Origin of the sequence: Microbacterium sp. NPDC064978 (assembly GCF_044543605.1) — a bacterium.
Lineage (GTDB): Bacteria > Actinomycetota > Actinomycetes > Actinomycetales > Microbacteriaceae > Microbacterium > Microbacterium meiriae.
In genome coordinates this window covers 191,457-208,826 of the sequence record NZ_JBITWF010000001.1, presented here as the reverse complement: position 1 = coordinate 208,826, position 17,370 = coordinate 191,457, and the positions used below count along the sequence as shown (strand labels likewise).

The window sequence follows — 17,370 nt, the reverse complement described above, 5'->3', positions numbered from 1 at the left end:
ACCGATCCGGCGGGATCAGTCGTCGAGCACCGCGAGTCGATAGCCGCGCTTGACCACGGTCTGCACGAGGTCGACGTCGCCGAGGGCCTCGCGGAGCCGCGCCACAGCGACCTCGACGGCTCGAGGACTCCGCCGCCCGCCCGGGAGCACCTGCCCGATCTCCGTCCGGCTGAGCACCCGCCCATCGGCCACGAACAGCGCTTCCATGACGCTCACGGCTCCGCGGGAGAGCGGGACGAACACGCCGTCGATGAGAATGCCCCCGCTGCGTACCGCCACGTCGCCGACGTCCGTCCGCCGTTCGCGCCCCGCGCGGGCGAAGTGATCGATGACCGTGCGGGCGAGGTCTTCCGCCGTCGGCCCGCACGCTGTGGACGCGGCCAGTCCGAGCTCCGCCAGCTGAGCCGTCGCTGTGGGGTCGGCGGTCGCCAGGAGCAACCGCGAAGCCCGCGCGCGAGCACGCACCGCATCGAGCATGCCGAGGCGCTCGAAGATCGCCAGGAGGCCTGGCACGCCTTCGGCGGCGGGGAACAGCACAGCGTCGACCTGGCCGGTCGCGATGCGGTGCGCCGTTCGCTTCGTGCCGGCGGGGATCGCCTGATCGTCCCGCAGTGACACGATCCGCACGACCTCCGACCCGCTGCCGGTGAGGGCGTGCAGGAGCGCGTCGGCGTCGACGGGCTCGGGCCGCACCGGCCGTGCCACCTCGGCGACCGCGATGCGGGAACCCACGAGTGCCGGGGCCACGCGGGTCGGCGCGCTCATCTCGCCCCCTCTGCGGACCGCACTCCCGCCGCCGTCCCTGTGCCGCTGCGGTCCAGGTCTCGACGCCGGCGGGTTCCCCCGTCCGCGGGTCCGACCAGCGGCGTCATCGGGTGGCGCCCGCCGGCTTCCGGCTCCGAGGTCCGGATCACCGCGCCTGCGGCCCGGAGGCCCGCCAGCACTCGCGGGAGGTCGCCGCGCCGGATCCCCCCGACGGTGATCGTCGCCTCGCCGAGACCGACCGTGGCGTCGTGACGCTGGGCCAGGCGGCCGATCACGAGGAGGAGCGCAGCGTCGATCTCCCTCCCGACCTCGACCTCGACGTCGACGACGGAAGCGGCGGCCGAACCACGGAGGCGGACGCCCGGTCGGCGGTCGGGGGTGTCGGCAGGGGCGGGGTCACGCTGCAGCAGCGCAACCGCCAGACGGCGGAGGCAGGGTCCGCAGTCACGGCTCTCCCCCGCTGCGGCCAGGGCATCGGCGAACGTCCGGATCCCCCGGCGATCCAGCTCGACACTCAGCGCGTCCAGCGGGAGCGTCAGGAGACCGTGGCCGCATTCGTCCGCGCGGTCGTCGGACGCTGCCGAAGCCAGAAGCACGCGAACCTCCGCGCGCCGATCGGTGTCATCGCGCGAGAACCGCGCCAGCCATGCCTCACCCTGTTCGCCGATCGTCGTCGCGCCGTATACCTGACGCGCATCTGCGGAGAGCAGGATCTCTCCGAAACGGCGTCCGTCGAGGGCGGACAGCGGGACGGCGAAGGCCGACCCACGGACGTCGTCGATCCGCAGGACGGCGAGGTCGATGCCACCGGGCCGTCCGTACCAGCGCCGCGGTCCTCGGTCCGTGAGCGGAGCACCGCACAGGGCGGCGACCGCACGGTCCGCGGAGGAGCATGCGGCTTCGACGCCCCGCTCGAGCTGGCCGACTCCCACCGCGACGTCCCCGATGGCGAGGATCCGCTCGTCCTCTGTCTGTCCGGCGGCATCCACGATCACGCCTCCGCCCTGGCGCACCGGGAGACCGGCGTTGCGCGCGAGTTCGTCTCTGGCCCGTGTACCGGTCGTCACGACGAGATCCGCCCGGGCGAAGGTCCCGTCCTGGAACTCGACCGCGGTGACGGCACCGGCCTCGTCGGGATCGACGCGCGTCAGCCGCGTCCGGGTCCGCACGGTGATCCCGCGTGCCTCCACGACCCGCCGCAGCGCCGCCGCGGCGGGCGCCGACAGCACGGAGGGAAGCAGCCGATCCGCGGTGGCGACGAGGGTCGTCTGCACTCCGGCCCCGTCCAGAGCGAGCGCAACGTCGACCCCGGACTCGTCTCCGCCGACCACCACCGCTCGGAGGGCACGTGGCAGCTCCGTCCTGCGGATGGCCAGGAACGCGCGCAGGGTCTGTGCGTCTTCCATCGCGCGGAAGGTGAAGGCCCCACGAGCGCGGATGCCTGGCACCTCGAGCGGGCGGGCGTGGGTCCCGGTCGCCAGGACGAGCGCGTCGTAGTCGTACCAGCGGCGCGAACGGGTCCGCACGCGGCGTCCCGCCCTGTCGATACGTAGCACCCGGTCGTCGTCGATCAACCGCACCCGATCGTCGCGGAACGGCGCCCGGTCGAGATCGATGCCCGATGCCGCGTCGCCCGCGACCACCCGCGCCAGCCCGGAGCGGTCATAAGGCAGCCGCCCCTCGTCTCCGAACACCGTGATCCGCACGTCCCGCTCCGGATCCTCCAGCATCCGCGCGACGAAGCGGTGCGCCGCAACGCCCGCCCCCACGACGACGATCTCCGCTGTGCGCGCTGCGTTGTCGTCCATGGAACTCCTGTCGACCTGGGGACTGTCGTGGTCGCGACGATAGGAGCGCCGTGTTACCCGGAGATGACGCGGAGTGTTTCCTGCGTCGAACGTTCTGCTCACGAAACGGTAACGTCCCACTTCGTCGAGACCCCGGGTCGCCGTCGAGACCCCGCCTCGTTCGCGCACGAAGCACGGGGTCTCGGCGGGAAGACGGGGTCTCGCGGATCGAAGAGGGCGTACTAGGCTGAGCCTCGTCCTTTCCGCCTCCCGCGGCGTGACCGCGCAAGGAGAATCACCGTGTCTGCCAACGAGCCCGCGAAGCCGACCCCGCCCGTTCCCACCCCGCCCGCCGTGCCGCTGCCGCGAAAGGCACCGACACCGGCCGCCGTCGCGCCAGCCGCGGCGAAGCCGACCCCGGTCTCCTCCGCCGGCGAATGGGGCCGGGTCTCCGAAGACGGCACTGTCGAGGTGCGCGAGGGCGAGTCCTGGCGCGTCGTCGGTCAGTACCCGGACGGCACTCCCGACGAGGCCCTGGCCTACTTCGTCCGCAAGTACGACGACATCGCCTTCAAGGTCGTCGCCCTCGAGCAGCGTCACCAGGCCGGCGGCGCCTCGGCGAGCGACCTGTCCAAGCAGGCCGCCCACCTCATCGACGAGGCTACGGATGCCGCGGCCGTCGGCGACCTCGCCGGACTCCGCGACCGCCTCACCGCACTGACCGCGTCGCTGTCCGAGGCCACCGCTCAGGAGGCGCAGCAGGCGAAGGAGCTCGTCGAGCAGGCCGTCGCCGAGCGCACCGCTCTCGTTGAGCGTGCCGAAGCCATCGCCGCCCGCGACCTGAGCAAGGTCCAGTGGAAGCAGGTGACCGCCGAGCTCAACGAGCTGTTCGAGTCCTGGCAGGCGCAGCAGCAGAACGGTCCGCGCCTGTCGAAGGGCGTCTCGCAGCAGCTCTGGAAGCGGTTCCGCGATGCCAGGGCCGTCGTCGACAAGCACCGCCGGGCGTTCTACTCCGAGCTCGACGATGCGCACAAGGCGGCGCGCGACGCGAAGTCCCGACTGGTCGAGCGCGCCGAGGCCCTGGCCCCGCGCGGGGTCGACGGCATCCCCGCCTACCGCTCCCTCCTGGACGAGTGGAAGACGGCCGGTCGCGCCGGACGCAAGGCCGACGACGCCCTGTGGGCACGGTTCAAGGCCGCCGGAGACGCGCTCTACGCCGCCCGTGCCGAGCAGGCCGCTGCGGAGGAGGCCGACTCGGCTCCGAAGATCGAGGCCCGGCAGGCGCTGCTCGAGCAGGCGAAGGCGGTCGCCGACGAGCCGAACATCAAGCGCGCCCGCGCCCTGCTCACGCGTATCCAGCGCGAGTGGGACGAGGTCGGACGCATCTTCCCGCGCGACAAGGAGCGCGCACTCGACGACAAGCTCCGCGTCATCGAGCAGGCACTCAAGGCGCGCGAGGACGTCGACTGGAAGAAGAACAACCCCGAGACCAAGGCGCGGGCGAACGACATGAGCTCGCAGCTCCACGAGGCCATCGAGAAGCTCGAGGCCGAACTGGCCGCCGCCGAGAAGGCCGGGGACAGCAAGGCCGCCAAGGAGGCAGCGGACGCCCTCGAGGCCCGTCGCGCCTGGCTCAACGCTCTCGGCGGCTGAGCTCTCCACAGGTTCACTGATCTCCGCATGAGCGGGGTGCATCACGCCACACTGGCGGCATGCACCCCGCTCTGCTGTATCTGCCCGGCGCGCGCCTGAGCGTGGGCGAGCTCAGCGCCGCCCGGCTCGACGGCCATGTCGTCGAGGTCGGTGACGCCTACATCCCGGCTGATCTGCCGGAGTCCCCCGATGTGCGGGCGCAGAGCATCGCCGCGCTCGTCCAGGAGGGCGCAGCGGCCTGCGGGCCCAGTGCCGCCTGGATCCACGGCGCCCGCGATGCTCCGCCGTCGATCCACCACGTGCGACGCTGCGTGGAGCGCCGGGTGCGCCCGCGGGTGCAGACCAGAGTGTCGTTCCACGACACCTTGGTCCCCGCGGCGGACCTGGCCCGCCTCGGCGGGATCTTCGTGACGTCGCCGGTGCGCACGATGGGCGACCTCGCCACGGCGCTGCACCGCGATCCCCGTGTGCTCCCGTGGATGCAGGCCCTCGCCCAGGTCGACCCGACCGCGCTCGACGGCGCCATCGCCGACCTCCGGGCCCGGCACCGAGTGCCCGGCAGCGTCAGTGGTGTCGCGGCGTTGGAGCGGCTCGTCAGGAGGACGTGACGCGGTACACGTCGTAGACGGCGTCGATCCGGCGCACCGCGTTCAGGACGCGGTCCAGGTGCACGGCGTCACCCATCTCGAACACGAACCGACTGAGTGCCAGGCGCTCATCCGTCGTCGACACGGTCGCCGACAGGATGTTCACGTGATGCTCGCTGAGCACCCGCGTGACGTCCGAGAGGAGGCCGGAGCGGTCCAGGGCCTCCACCTGGATCTGCACACGGAACACGCTCTTCTTCGTCGGTGCCCAGGAGACCTCGACGAAGCGGTCCTGCTCGCCGCTGAGAGCCTTCACGTTCACGCAGTCCGCCCGGTGCACGGAGACACCGCTCCCCCGGGTGACGAAGCCGACGATGGGATCACCGGGCACCGGAGTGCAGCACTTCGCGAGCTTGACGAGGATGTCGTTCGCGCCGCGCACCAGCACGCCGGAGTCGCCGCCCCGCGACTCTCGCGTCTGGACGCTTCCCGGAAGGTCGATCGCCCCGGTGGTCGGCTCGTCGGTGGCGACGAGCGCGGTGACCTTCTCCAGCACCGACTGGGTCGAGACGTGGCCCTCGCCGACCGCGGCGTAGAGACCCGAGACGTCCTCGTAGTGCATCTGGTGAGCGACCTCGGTGAACGAGTCCTGGCTCATCAGACGCTGCAGCGGGAGGTTCTGCCGGCGCATCGCGCGGGCGATCGCCTCCTTGCCCTGCTCGATGGCCTCTTCGCGGCGCTCCTTGGTGAACCAGCCGCGGATCTTGTTCCTGGCACGGGTGCTCTTGACGAACCCGAGCCAGTCCTGGCTCGGCCCCGCGTCCGGATTCTTGGAGGTGAAGACCTCCACGACGTCGCCGCTCTTCAGCTCCGACTCCAGAGGCACCAGGCGTCCGTTGACCTTGGCGCCCATGGTGCGGTGCCCGATCTCGGTGTGCACGGCGTAGGCGAAGTCCACCGGGGTGGCGCCGGCCGGGAGACCGATCACGCGCCCCTTCGGGGTGAAGACGTAGACCTCCTTGGCGCCGATCTCGAACCGCAGGGAGTCGAGGAACTCCCCGGGGTCTGCGGTCTCGGCCTGCCAGTCGGAGATGTGCGCGAGCCACGCCATGTCGGTGTCGGAGGCGCGGACCTCGGCCTTGCCTCCGCCGTTCATCCGCTCCTTGTACATCCAGTGCGCGGCGACGCCGTACTCCGCCTGGTGGTGCATCTCGTGCGTGCGGATCTGGATCTCGACCGTGCGACCGGCCGGGCCGATCACGGTCGTGTGCAGCGATTGGTAGAGGTTGAACTTCGGGGTGGCGATGTAGTCCTTGAACCGGCCGGGCAGCGGCGTCCAGCGGGCGTGGATGGCCCCGAGCACGGCGTAGCAGTCGCGCACGGACGAGACGAGGACACGGATCCCGATCAGGTCGTAGATGTCGTCGAACTCGCGACCGCGGATGACCATCTTCTGATACACCGAGTACAGCTGCTTGGGCCGGCCGACGACCTTGCCGCGGATGCGCAGGTCGCGGAGGTCTTCGTCGATCTCCTCGATGACCTGGCTCAGGTACTTCTCGCGCTGCGGGGTGCGCTGGGCGATGAGGCTGTGGATCTCGTTGTAGATCTTCGGGTGGAGGACCGCGAAGGACAGGTCTTCGAGCTCCGACTTGATCGCCTGGATGCCGAGGCGATTGGCCAGCGGCGCGTAGATTTCCAGCGTCTCCTTGGCCTTCTTCGCCGCCTTCTCCGGCGGGACGAAGCCCCAGGTGCGGGCGTTGTGAAGCCGGTCGGCGAGCTTGATGAGCAGGACCCGGATGTCCTTCGACATCGCGACGATCATCTTGCGGACGGTCTCGGCCTGCGCGCTCTCGCCGTACTTGACCTTGTCGAGCTTGGTGACGCCGTCGACGAGCATCGCGACCTCGTCGCCGAACTCGGCGGTCAGATCGGTGAGCGCGTAACCGGTGTCCTCGACGGTGTCGTGCAGCAGGGCGGCGGCGATCGCGCGCGGTCCGAGACCGAGCTCCGCGAGGATTTGCGCGACGGCGAGCGGGTGCGTGATGTACGGCTCGCCGCTCTGCCGCTTCTGTCCCTCGTGCTTCTCCTTCGCCACGGCATAGGCGCGGGAGATGACGGCGAAGTCGCCCTTCGGGTGGTTGGCCCTGACGGTGCGGATCAGATTGTCGAGATCGTTGATCCGGGACGCGCGCGAGAAGATGCGGGGCACCAGCCGTCGCAGACTCGAACCCTGCGATGCCGTCTGCGGCTCCGCCATCCACTCACCTCCGAATCAGACAATCCTACGCGCGCTGAGCGGGGGTCGGCCCCGCGGCGGGGGCGTCAGGCGTCGACAGCCGCTTTGGTCCGTGCGGCACGGATACGGGCGTCGCGCTCCTTGATCTGCGGCTCGTTCTCACGGAACAGCGAGTACAGCGGCGCGGCCACGAAGAGCGTCGAGTACGTCGCCACGAGGATGCCCACGAAGATCGACAGCGAGATGTCGGTCAGCGTCTCGGCACCGAGCCAGAAGGCGCCGATGAAGAGGATCGCACCGACCGGCAGCGCCGCCACCACGGAGGTGTTGATCGACCGGATGAGGGTCTGGTTCACCGCGAGGTTGACCGACTCCCCGAACAGCCGCGACGTCTTCTCCCCGTCCTCCGTGGTGTTCTCCCTGATCTTGTCGAACACGACAGTGGTGTCGTACAGGGAGTACGCGAGGATCGTCAGGAAGCCGATGACGGCCGCCGGCGAGATCTCGAACCCGGCGAGGGCGTACACGCCGACCGTGATCACGAGCACGTCGAGCAGACCGATGATCGCCGCCGCCGACATCTTCCAGGTGCGGAAGTAGATGGCGAGGATGAGGAAGGTCAGCGCGAGGAAGATCGCCAGGCCCCACAGCGACTGCCGGGTGACGCTCTCGCCCCAGGCCGGGCCGATGAACGAGGAGGCGACCGCATCGGGCTCGACGCCGTAGGCGTCGGCGAGGGCGCCCGCCACCTGCTGTGTCTCCGCCTCCGTCATCTGATCGGTCTGCACCCGGACGTCCTGGTCGTTGACGATGACGACCTTGGTGGCGGCGCCGGGAACCACCGACTGCACCGCTTCGGTCGCGGTGTCCTGATCCGTGGTGTCGGGCGCGGCGACGGTGAACTGCGAGCCGCCGGTGAACTCGATCGAGAACTGGATCGGGCGGAACAGCGGCACGAGGGCCGAGCCGACGACCAGAGCGATCGCGATGATGAACCAGAGGCGGCGGCGGCCGACGAACGGGAAGGAGGTCTTGCCCGTGTAGAGGTTGTTGCCGAACTCATTCATGGAAGGCATCAGTTGTCTCCCTCTCTTCCGGCCGTGGTCTGTCTCTCGGCGGCGAGGGCCTCCGCCCGCTTGCGCTCGGCGATGGTCTGCCGGCGGTCCGCCTCTCCGCGCGAGCGCGCGTTCTTCGCCCCGCGCCCCGCGGACGCCGTGGCGACCTCGCGGTACTGCGAGCGGCTCCGGTACACGGCACCCAGGGCCTCGGGGTCGAGGCCGGAGAGCTTGTGCCCGCCGCCGAAGAACCGCGTACGAGCGAGCAGCTGCATGACCGGGTGAGTGAAGATGACGAAGATCAGCACGTCGATGACCGTCGTGAGGCCGAGGGTGAACGCGAAGCCCTTCACCGTCGAGTCGGCGAGGATGTACAGCACCACGGCGGCCAGGACGTTGATGGACTTGGAGATGTAGATCGTCCGCTTCGCCCGACCCCAGCCGTCCTCGACGGCACCGGTGATGGACTTGCCGTCGCGCAGTTCGTCTCGGATGCGCTCGAAGTAGACGATGAAGGAGTCCGCGGTGAAGCCGATCGACACGATCAGGCCGGCGACGCCGGCGAGCGACAGCCGGAAGCCGATCCGCCACGCCAGGATGCAGATGACGATGTACGTGAGCACCGCCATCACCGCGATCGACGCGATGATCACCGTCCCGAGTGCGCGGTAGGACAGCAGCGAGTACACCGCCACGAGCGCGAGACCGATGAGGCCCGCGATCAGACCGATCTGGAGCTGCTGGGTGCCGAGGGTCGCGGAGATCGTGTCCGAGCTCTGCACCTCGAAGCTGAGCGGAAGGGCTCCGAACTTGAGCTGGTCGGCCAGGGTCGTCGCGCTCTCCTGCGTGAAGCTGCCCGAGATGCTGGGACGGCCGTCGAGGATGACGCCGTTCATGCGCGGTGCGCTGATGACCTCGCCGTCGAGCACGAATGCGAACTGGTCGCGCGGCGACAGTCCGTCGATGCGGTTCTGGTTGAGGCGGGTGCTGACCTGGCCGAAGGCGTCCGCGCCCTCGCCGTTCATGGTGAGCTGCACGATCCAGGCACCGGAGCGCGGGTCGCGTCCCGCGGTGGCGTCGGTGATCGCGCGGCCGTCCAGCTCAGCCGGGCCCAGGATGAACTTGGCCGTGTCATCGGGCGAGCAGGCGATCACCGGCTCGTCCTTCGGGGCCCTCGACGGGTCGTTGGCGGGGTTGGCACAGTCGTACGCCTGGAACTCCGCCGCGAGCTTGTCGGTGACCCACGTGAGGTCGCTGGCGTCCGTGGGCTCCGCCGTGGGCTCCGCGTTCAGCGACGGGTCCGGGCTCGGGTACGGCGTGGAGTTGCCGTCCTCGCCGACGAACTCGGTGCTCGCCGCCGTGGTGTAGAGCACCGGACGGAACTCGAGCTGAGCGCTGGACTGGATGCGCTGCCGCGTCTGCTCGTCAGCCTCACCGGGGATCTGGACGACGATGTTGCGCCCGCCCTCGGTGGTGATGTCGGCCTCGGCGACGCCGGAGGCGTCGACACGCTGACGGATGATCGCCGCGGCCTGATCGAGCTGCTCCTGCGTCGGCGCGGCTCCGTCCTCGGTCTCGGCGCTCAGGACGATCTGGGTGCCGCCCTGCAGATCGAGCGCGAGCTCGGGTGTCCACGAGCTCTGCTTGAAGACGTACACACCCAGCGCGTTGATGCCGAAGAGCACGCCCGTCACGAGGAGCAGGCCGAGGAGGACCCGCCAGGCGTGGCGGACGGGAGAGGATGAAGCCACGTGTGTTCAGCTTTCTGGAAGGACGGTGATCCGGGAGGCCGTGACGGCCCGCGTGCTACTTGTCGTCGGCGTCCCGCTCGAGGCGGGCGCGGGTCTCCTCCGGCGTCTCCAGCGCGGGAGCGGCGGTCTCGTCGACGATGTGGTCGTCCGCGCCGGCGACAGGCGCGTCGACGATGGCGTCCTTGGGCTCCACGACACGGAGGATGGCCTGGCTGTGCACCTCGATGACGGTGCCGGGAGCGATCTCCACGAGGGCCGGGGAATCGAGGTCTTCGGCGTCGTACGCGACGATGGTGCCGTAGATGCCGCCCTGCAGCAGGACCTTGGCGCCGGGCACCGTCTTGGTCGCCTTCTCCTCCTGCTCGGCCTTCATCTGCCGGGTGCGCTTGCGCGTGTTGAAGATCATGAAGATCAGCAGGACGGCGAGGAGTCCGAAGAGGACAAATTCCATGGGCATGGGGATGGCGCCTTTCTCAGGTGCACGCACCAGCCTTTGGGCGCACAGCGGTATCGGGGAAGTCTTCAGCGATTATAGGTCATCCAACTTCAGCATCCCGTCCGGGTGCGCCACACCGAGGTGGTCGTAGGCCTCCGGCGTCGCGACCCGCCCTCGGGGCGTCCTGCCCAGGAAGCCGATCCGGACGAGATAGGGCTCGACCACGCTCTCCACGGTCTCCGGCTCCTCTCCCACCGCCACCGCGAGCGTGCTCAGGCCGACCGGTCCGCCGCGGAACCGACGCACCAGGGCCTCCAGCACCGCGCGGTCCAGACGGTCCAGTCCGATCGCGTCCACGTCGTAGAGGTCGAGGGCCGCCCGCACGCCGCTGAGCGTCGCCTCGCCGCCACCGTGCACGAGCGCATAGTCGCGCACGCGGCGCAGCAGCCGGTTCGCGATGCGCGGGGTCCCGCGGGAGCGTCGCGCGATCTCGGAGAGCGAGTCCGTCGGGAGGTCGACGCCGAGCACCGCAGCGGAACGGCCGATCACCCGCTCCAGCTCCCCCTCGTCGTAGAACTCGAGGTGCCCGGTGAAACCGAACCGGTCCCGCAGCGGATTGGGCAGCAGCCCGGAACGCGTGGTGGCACCGACCAGGGTGAACGGAGACAGCTCCAGCGGGATGCTGGTCGCCCCCGCGCCCTTCCCGACCATGATGTCGATCCGGTAGTCCTCCATGGCGAGGTACAGCATCTCCTCCGCCGACCGGGCCATGCGATGGATCTCGTCGATGAAGAGGACCTCGCCGGGCACGAGGCTCGACAGCAGCGCCGCCAGATCCCCGGCGTGCTGGATCGCAGGCCCGCTGGACATGCGCAGCGGACGCTCGCTCTCGTGCGCCACGATCATCGCCAGCGTCGTCTTGCCGAGTCCGGGAGGGCCGGCGAGCAGGATGTGGTCCGCAGGGCGCGATTGGATGCGGGCCGCCTCCAGGAGGAGCTGCAGCTGTCCCCGCACCTTCTGCTGCCCCACGAACTCGTCGAGGCTCGAGGGGCGGAGGGCGCCCTCGATGGCGAGTTCGGACTCGTCCGTCGGCTCGGTCGGATCGAGGGCGTCAGCCACGGCCCTGGCCTGCCTGCGCGGGTCCGAGCAGCGCGAGCGTACGCCGCAGGAGGAGGGCGACCGACGCGCGCTCGGTGTCCGTCGCATCCGTCGCCGTCTGGGTCGCCGCCTCGGCTGCGACCTTCTCCGACCAGCCGAGCCCGACGAGCGCCACCGTCACCTGGGTGACGATGTCCCCGCCTCCGGCCGCCGCAGGAGCCGACGGCGCAGCCACGGGCTGCACCTTGCCGGCGAGCTGCACGACGATGAGCTTGGCCGTCTTCGGGCCGATGCCGGAGACCCGACGGAACGGAGCGTCGTCCTCCGCGGTCACCGCCTCGGCGATCTGGTCGGCGGTGAGGTGCGACAGCACGCCGAGCGCCGACTTCGGACCGACCCCGGTGACGCTGAGCAGCAGGCTGAAGATCTCCAGCTCTCCGCGGTCGGCGAACCCGAACAGGGACAGCGAGTCCTCCCGCACGATGAGGCTCGTGTGCAGCAGGAGCTTCTCCCCCACCGTCGCGGTGTGGGCGACATCGGCCGGGACCGCGACCGCGAAGCCCACGCCGCCGACGTCGATGATGACCTGGTCCGGCGTCGTGTGCAGCACGGTGCCGTGCAGAGAGGAGATCATCCTTTCAGTCTAGGAGCCGGCTCGTAGATATGTTCGAGCGACACGCTCCGCGTCGGCCCATGCGCGCTGCGCGGGGGTCAGGCCACCGCCCGCGCGGCTCGATACCGGGACGCCGCGGCGCCAGGCGTGACAGAGGGCGATCGCCAGGGCATCGGCGGCGTCGGCCGGCTGCGGAGGGGCATCCAACCGCAGGATCCGCGCGATCATCGCCTGGACCTGACGCTTGTCGGCGGAGCCGTACCCGGTGACGGCGGCCTTGACCTCGCTCGGCGTGTGGGTCGCCGCCGGCAGGCCCGCCTCGGCGGCGATCAGGAGCGCGACGCCGCTCGCCTGCGCGGTGCCCATGACCGTATGCGTGTTCTGCTGGGCGAACACCCTCTCGACCGCGACCGCATCGGGGCGGTGCTCGGCGATCGCGGCGCGAATCCCCGCCGCGACGACGGCGAGGCGGTCGCCGATCTCCGCATCCGGGGCGGAGCGGATCACCCCCACGTGGACCAGCGTGCCGCGGCGGGCACGGTCGACATCGACGATCCCGACACCGCACCGGGTGAGTCCGGGGTCGATGCCGAGCACGCGCAGCGAAGTGGTCACCCGATCAGGCTAGGCCGCGTGCGCCGTCGTCGACTCGCGCCGCGCCTAGGCGTCGTCGTTCTCGAGCTCCGCCTGGACTTCGGCGGACAGGTCGAAGTTGCTGAAGACGTTCTGCACGTCCTCGCTGTCTTCGAGCGCATCGATGAGGCGGAACACCTTGCGGGCGGTCTCGGCGTCGATCTCGACCTTGAGGTTCGGCACGAACTCGACGTCGGCCGACTCGTAGTCGATCCCGGCGTCCTGCAGGGCCGAGCGGACGGCCACCAGGTCGCTCGCCTCGGTGATGACCTCGAAGCCCTCGGCGTGCGGCTCGATCTCCTCGGCGCCGGCCTCCAGCGCCGCCATCATCACGTCATCCTCGGTCGTCCCCTCGGAACCGACGACGATGACGCCCTTGCGGCTGAAGTTGTACGCGACGCTGCCCGGGTCGGCGAGGGTGCCGCCGTTGCGGCTGAGTGCCGTGCGGACCTCGGCCGCGGCGCGGTTCTTGTTGTCGGTCAGACACTCGATCATGAGCGCGACACCGTTGGGCCCGTAGCCCTCGTACATGATCGAGGTGTACTCGACGGCCTCGCCGCCGATGCCGGCACCGCGCTTGATGGCACGGTCGATGTTGTCCTTGGGGACGGAGGTCTTCTTCGCCTTGAGCACCGCGTCGAAGAGCGTCGGGTTGCCCTGCAGATCGGCGCCGCCCAGCTTGGCCGCGACCTCGATGTTCTTGATGAGCTTGGCCCAGGACTTCGCACGGCGCGCGTCGATGACGGCCTTCTTGTGCTTGGTCGTGGCCCACTTGGAATGCCCGGACATAAGTCTCCGCTCGTCGTCTGCGCCCCGGAACGCCGCCCAGGGCGTCGTCCAGTCTATCGAAACGTGCCGCAGCACCGCTCCGGGTCCGCTGGCACAGGCGTTCGCGCGAGTTCAGGCATCTGCGCGCGGAGGCGCCTGTTCTCCCGCACAGGCCTGAACTCGCAGTCGCGAAGTCAACGGCGGGAGATCCGATCCAGGAAGCGCCGGTGGAACCGCGTCTCGTTCGAGATCTCCGGGTGGAAGCTCAGACCGAGCAGCCCGTCCTGCTCCACGGCGACCACACGGCCGTCCGGCAGCGTCGCGAGCACCGAGGCCCGCGGCCCCACCGCCTCCACGACGGGTCCGCGGATGAAGGCTGCGGTCACCGGCTCGTGGAACGCGGGCACCGTCAGCTCCGCCTCGAACGACTCGGCCTGCCGCCCGAACGCGTTGCGCCGCACGACCGCATCGAGTCCGCCGAAGCTCTGCTGCCCATCGATCGCGTCGATGACCTCATCGGCCAGCAGGATCAGCCCCGCGCAGGTGCCGAGCACCGGCATCCCGCCGGCGATCGCGTCGCGGATCGGCTGCTGCAGCCCGAACAGCCGCGCCAGCTTGTCGATCACGGTCGATTCGCCGCCAGGGATCACGAGGCCGTCGACCCGGGCGAGTTCCTCGGGCCGACGGACCAGAGCGACGTCGGCGCCGAGGGCCTCGAGGAGCGCGGCATGCTCCCGCACGTCTCCCTGGAGCGCGAGGACGCCGACGCGCGGACTACCAGCCACGCTCGGCGAGGCGGTGCGGCGCGGGCAGGTCGCTCACATTGATGCCGACCATCGCCTCGCCCAGCCCGCGGGACACCTCGGCGATCACCTTCGGGTCGTCGAAGAACGTGGTGGCCTTCACGATGGCCTTCGCCCGCTCGGCGGGATTGCCGGACTTGAAGATACCGGAGCCGACGAACACGCCGTCGGCGCCGAGCTGCATCATCATCGCCGCGTCGGCCGGGGTCGCGACCCCACCGGCGACGAACAGCACCACGGGGAGCTTCCCGGTCTCGGCGATCTCCGCGACGAGCTCATAGGGCGCCTGCAACTCCTTCGCCGCCACGAACAGTTCGTCCTTCGGCAGCGCGGTCAGCGCGGCGATCTCTCCCCGGATCTTCCGGATGTGCTTCATCGCCTCGGAGACGTCACCCGTGCCGGCCTCGCCCTTGGAGCGGATCATCGCCGCGCCCTCGTTGATGCGGCGCAGCGCCTCCCCCAGGTTCGTGGCCCCACAGACGAACGGCACGGTGAAGCCGAACTTGTCGATGTGGTTCACGTAGTCGGCGGGCGAGAGCACCTCGGACTCGTCGATGTAGTCGACGCCGAGCTCCTGCAGCACCTGCGCCTCGACGAAGTGCCCGATCCGCGCCTTCGCCATGACGGGGATGGACACCGCGTCGATGATGCTGTCGATCATGTCCGGGTCGCTCATCCGCGAGACGCCGCCCTGCGCGCGGATGTCCGCGGGGACCCGCTCCAGTGCCATCACGGCGACGGCGCCGGCGTCCTCGGCGATCTTCGCCTGCTCGGCGGTGACGACGTCCATGATGACGCCGCCCTTGAGCATCTCGGCGAGACCGCGCTTCACGCGTGCGGATCCGGTGGTGGGCTGCTCGGTCATGGGGGTCTCCTGTCGGATGATCCGAAATGGTTTTTGATCTAGATCAAAGGTAGCACTGTCCGCTCCACCTAGAATCTCGGAGGAGGATCATGAGCGAGCAGATCAGGGGAACCACCGCGGCCGAGATCGCGGACAGCGTGCGCGCCCTCCGGGACCGCGGCACGCTCCGCCCCGGCGAGGTCCTTCCTCCGGTGCGCGAGCTCGCGGCGACCCTCGGTGTCAACCGGAACACCGCGGTCGCCGCCTACCGCCAGCTCGCGCAGGCGGGACTCGTGCATTCGCGAGGGCGCGCGGGCACCGTGCTCGCCGGCGTCGACGTGGTGCCGCAGGAGGGCTACGCGCCGGACACCGTGCTCCGCGACATCGGCACGGGCAACCCCGACCCTTCTCGGATCCCCGACCCGTCGCAGGCGCTCGGCACGATCGGCCGCCGCCCCGTGCTCTACGGCGAGCCGGTGATCGACCGCGGTCTCGAAGCGTGGGCACGGGAGTGGATGGGCGCCGACCTTCCAGGGCAGGACTTCCGCGTCACCGTCACCAGCGGGGCCGTGGATGCCGTCGAACGGCTGCTCGCCCAGGCCCTGATGCGGGACGACGCGGTGGCCCTCGAGGACCCCTGCTTCCTCGCGAGCATCCATACCGTGCGGCTCGGCGGGTACCGGGCCGTCACGGTGCCGGTGGACGAGGAGGGCATGACGGTCGACGGCCTCCGTGCCGCTCTGGACGCGGGTGTCCGCGCCGTCATCTGCACCCCGCGGGCACAGAACCCGACGGGCGTCAGCCTCTCCCCCGCCCGGGCGAAGGCGCTGCGGGCCGTGCTCGCCGATCACCCGTACGTGCTCGTGATCGAGGACGACCACTTCTCTCTGCTCTCGCAGCGCCCCTACGAGTCGCTGATCGGCCCGGAGCACCGACGGTTCGCCCTGGTGCGCTCGGTGTCGAAGTTCCTGGGCCCTGACATGTGCCTGGCCCTCGCGGCGACCGATCCCGAGACGGCTGAGCGCCTGGCGATGCGGCTCAGCCCCGGCACCACCTGGGTGAGCCACCTGCTGCAGCGCCTCACGCTCGCCCAGCTCACCGACCCCGCAGTGCGCGATGAGATCGCGGAGGCAGGTCGGCACTATGCCGCGCGGAACGCCGCCTTCGCGGAACGCCTGCGCGCGGAGGGGATCGACGCCCCGGACCCGGACGGCCTGAGCCTGTGGGTCGGCTTCGCCAAGCCGGCGCGCGCCATCGCCGACCACCTCATGCGCCGGGGCTGGCTCGCGCGCACCGGCGACGACTTCGCGCTGGACGAGCGCGCCGAGCCTTCGCGCCACCTCCGCCTGACCGTGCACGACCTCTCCGAGGACGACACGGAGACCCTCATCGCCGACCTCGTCGCCGCCGGACGATGACCACCCGACGCGGGCTCCGGCCCGCCCAGAATGAAAGGGACCGGGTATGAAGATCCTGTCCATCCAGTCCGCCGTCGCATACGGTCACGTCGGCAATTCCGCGGCTGTCTTCCCGCTCCAGCGCATCGGCGTCGAGGTGCTGCCGGTCTACACCGTCACCTTCTCGAACCACACCGGGTATGGCGCCTGGCGCGGCCCGCTGATCGACCCCGCCGATGTGGGCGAGGTCATCACCGGCATCGAGGAGCGCGGCGTGTTCGGCTCCATCGACGCCGTGCTCAGCGGCTACCAGGGCAGCGAGGGCATCGGCGACGTCATCATCGACGCGGTCGCCAGGGTGAAGGCCGCGAACCCCACGGCGCTGTACGCGTGCGACCCGGTCATGGGCAACGCGAAGTCCGGCTGCTTCGTGGCTCCGGCCATCCCGATCCTGCTCCGCGAACGCGTGGTTCCCGTGGCCGACATCATCACGCCGAATCAGTTCGAGCTCGGCTTCCTCACCGAGACCGAGCCCGACACGCTCGAGTCCACCCTCGCGTCGGTCGACCTCGCGCGGGCGATGGGACCGCGCACGGTGCTCGTCACGAGCGTCGAGCGGCCGGACCGCGAAGAGGGCACGATCGAGATGCTCGCCGTGGACGACGCGGGCGCGTGGCTCGTGCAGACCCCGCACCTGCCGATGAAGGCGAACGGCTCCGGCGACGTGACGGCGGCGCTGTTCACCGCGCACTACGTCGCCACCGGCAGCGCGCAGACCGCTCTGGAGCGCACCGCCTCCAGCGTCTACGACCTGTTGCAGGCCACCCTCGACTCGGGCGAGCGCGAGCTGCAGCTCGTCGAGGCTCAGGAGTTCTACGCGAATCCGCGGATGCAGTTCACCGCCCGCCAGGTGCGCTGAGTCCCCGGAACGGGGACCCCGA

16 protein-coding genes are annotated in these 17,370 nt (G+C 70.3%); 4 read left to right on the top strand and 12 right to left on the bottom strand.

The features are described from left to right. Nucleotides 1-15 precede the first annotated feature (15 nt). Together ACIGJI_RS01045 and ACIGJI_RS01040 are read right to left on the bottom strand one after the other, a co-directional pair. Nucleotides 16-765: a winged helix-turn-helix domain-containing protein gene (locus tag ACIGJI_RS01045; protein ID WP_292796215.1), complete on the bottom strand. Its 750-nt coding sequence runs from the start codon at nucleotides 763-765 to the stop codon at nucleotides 16-18. Further along, the gene (locus ACIGJI_RS01040; protein ID WP_363443881.1) at nucleotides 762-2,573 is read right to left on the bottom strand and encodes an FAD-dependent oxidoreductase; all 1,812 of its coding nucleotides are present in this window, start codon (nucleotides 2,571-2,573) and stop codon (nucleotides 762-764) included. The genes ACIGJI_RS01045 and ACIGJI_RS01040 overlap by 4 nt, the downstream gene beginning before the upstream one ends. Nucleotides 2,574-2,852: 279 nt before the next feature. On the opposite strand from ACIGJI_RS01040, the gene ACIGJI_RS01035 reads away from it, so the two are divergent. Next, nucleotides 2,853-4,205: a DUF349 domain-containing protein gene (locus tag ACIGJI_RS01035; protein ID WP_259954513.1), complete on the top strand. Its 1,353-nt coding sequence runs from the start codon at nucleotides 2,853-2,855 to the stop codon at nucleotides 4,203-4,205. Between the two features lie 59 nt (nucleotides 4,206-4,264). Further along, complete coding sequence (locus ACIGJI_RS01030) at nucleotides 4,265-4,813, top strand: type IV toxin-antitoxin system AbiEi family antitoxin (RefSeq protein WP_187661520.1); 549 nt, start codon at nucleotides 4,265-4,267, stop codon at nucleotides 4,811-4,813. Here the strand turns inward: ACIGJI_RS01030 and ACIGJI_RS01025 are convergent. The 10 genes from ACIGJI_RS01025 to pdxS all read right to left on the bottom strand — a co-directional run bounded on the left by ACIGJI_RS01025 (nucleotide 4,800) and on the right by pdxS (nucleotide 15,053). After that, complete coding sequence (locus ACIGJI_RS01025) at nucleotides 4,800-7,052, bottom strand: bifunctional (p)ppGpp synthetase/guanosine-3',5'-bis(diphosphate) 3'-pyrophosphohydrolase (RefSeq protein ID WP_187661521.1); 2,253 nt, start codon at nucleotides 7,050-7,052, stop codon at nucleotides 4,800-4,802. The genes ACIGJI_RS01030 and ACIGJI_RS01025 overlap by 14 nt on opposite strands. Before the next feature lie 65 nt (nucleotides 7,053-7,117). Continuing rightward, nucleotides 7,118-8,107, bottom strand: a complete 990-nt coding sequence (gene secF, locus ACIGJI_RS01020) for a protein translocase subunit SecF (RefSeq protein WP_187661522.1) — start codon at nucleotides 8,105-8,107, stop codon at nucleotides 7,118-7,120. Next, entirely contained in the window at nucleotides 8,107-9,837 is a 1,731-nt protein-coding gene (secD, locus tag ACIGJI_RS01015) for a protein translocase subunit SecD (protein WP_363443878.1), read from the bottom strand. Before secD ends, secF begins: the two co-directional genes overlap by 1 nt. Before the next feature lie 55 nt (nucleotides 9,838-9,892). Beyond that, entirely contained in the window at nucleotides 9,893-10,294 is a 402-nt protein-coding gene (gene yajC, locus ACIGJI_RS01010; RefSeq protein ID WP_315637756.1) for a preprotein translocase subunit YajC, read from the bottom strand. Between the two features lie 72 nt (nucleotides 10,295-10,366). Beyond that, nucleotides 10,367-11,392: a Holliday junction branch migration DNA helicase RuvB gene (ruvB, locus tag ACIGJI_RS01005; protein ID WP_259954516.1), complete on the bottom strand. Its 1,026-nt coding sequence runs from the start codon at nucleotides 11,390-11,392 to the stop codon at nucleotides 10,367-10,369. Beyond that, nucleotides 11,385-12,005, bottom strand: a complete 621-nt coding sequence (ruvA, locus tag ACIGJI_RS01000) for a Holliday junction branch migration protein RuvA (RefSeq protein ID WP_259954517.1) — start codon at nucleotides 12,003-12,005, stop codon at nucleotides 11,385-11,387. The genes ruvB and ruvA overlap by 8 nt, the downstream gene beginning before the upstream one ends. A 9-nt stretch (nucleotides 12,006-12,014) precedes the next feature. Further along, complete coding sequence (gene ruvC, locus ACIGJI_RS00995; protein ID WP_363443874.1) at nucleotides 12,015-12,599, bottom strand: crossover junction endodeoxyribonuclease RuvC; 585 nt, start codon at nucleotides 12,597-12,599, stop codon at nucleotides 12,015-12,017. A 45-nt stretch (nucleotides 12,600-12,644) separates the two neighbouring features. Then, complete coding sequence (locus tag ACIGJI_RS00990; RefSeq protein ID WP_187661527.1) at nucleotides 12,645-13,406, bottom strand: YebC/PmpR family DNA-binding transcriptional regulator; 762 nt, start codon at nucleotides 13,404-13,406, stop codon at nucleotides 12,645-12,647. Between the two features lie 173 nt (nucleotides 13,407-13,579). Further along, complete coding sequence (pdxT, locus tag ACIGJI_RS00985; protein WP_268776284.1) at nucleotides 13,580-14,170, bottom strand: pyridoxal 5'-phosphate synthase glutaminase subunit PdxT; 591 nt, start codon at nucleotides 14,168-14,170, stop codon at nucleotides 13,580-13,582. After that, nucleotides 14,160-15,053 carry a pyridoxal 5'-phosphate synthase lyase subunit PdxS gene (pdxS, locus tag ACIGJI_RS00980; RefSeq protein ID WP_025103530.1) on the bottom strand — a complete coding sequence of 298 codons (894 nt, stop codon included), beginning with the start codon at nucleotides 15,051-15,053 and terminating at the stop codon, nucleotides 14,160-14,162. The genes pdxT and pdxS overlap by 11 nt, the downstream gene beginning before the upstream one ends. 89 nt (nucleotides 15,054-15,142) lie before the next feature. Here pdxS and ACIGJI_RS00975 point away from each other — a divergent pair, with 89 nt between their 5' ends. Beyond that, nucleotides 15,143-16,450 carry an aminotransferase class I/II-fold pyridoxal phosphate-dependent enzyme gene (locus ACIGJI_RS00975; protein WP_363443870.1) on the top strand — a complete coding sequence of 436 codons (1,308 nt, stop codon included), beginning with the start codon at nucleotides 15,143-15,145 and terminating at the stop codon, nucleotides 16,448-16,450. Nucleotides 16,451-16,496: 46 nt separating this feature from the next. Further along, entirely contained in the window at nucleotides 16,497-17,348 is an 852-nt protein-coding gene (gene pdxY, locus ACIGJI_RS00970) for a pyridoxal kinase PdxY (protein ID WP_187661531.1), read from the top strand. The last annotated feature ends 22 nt before the right edge of the window (nucleotides 17,349-17,370 follow it).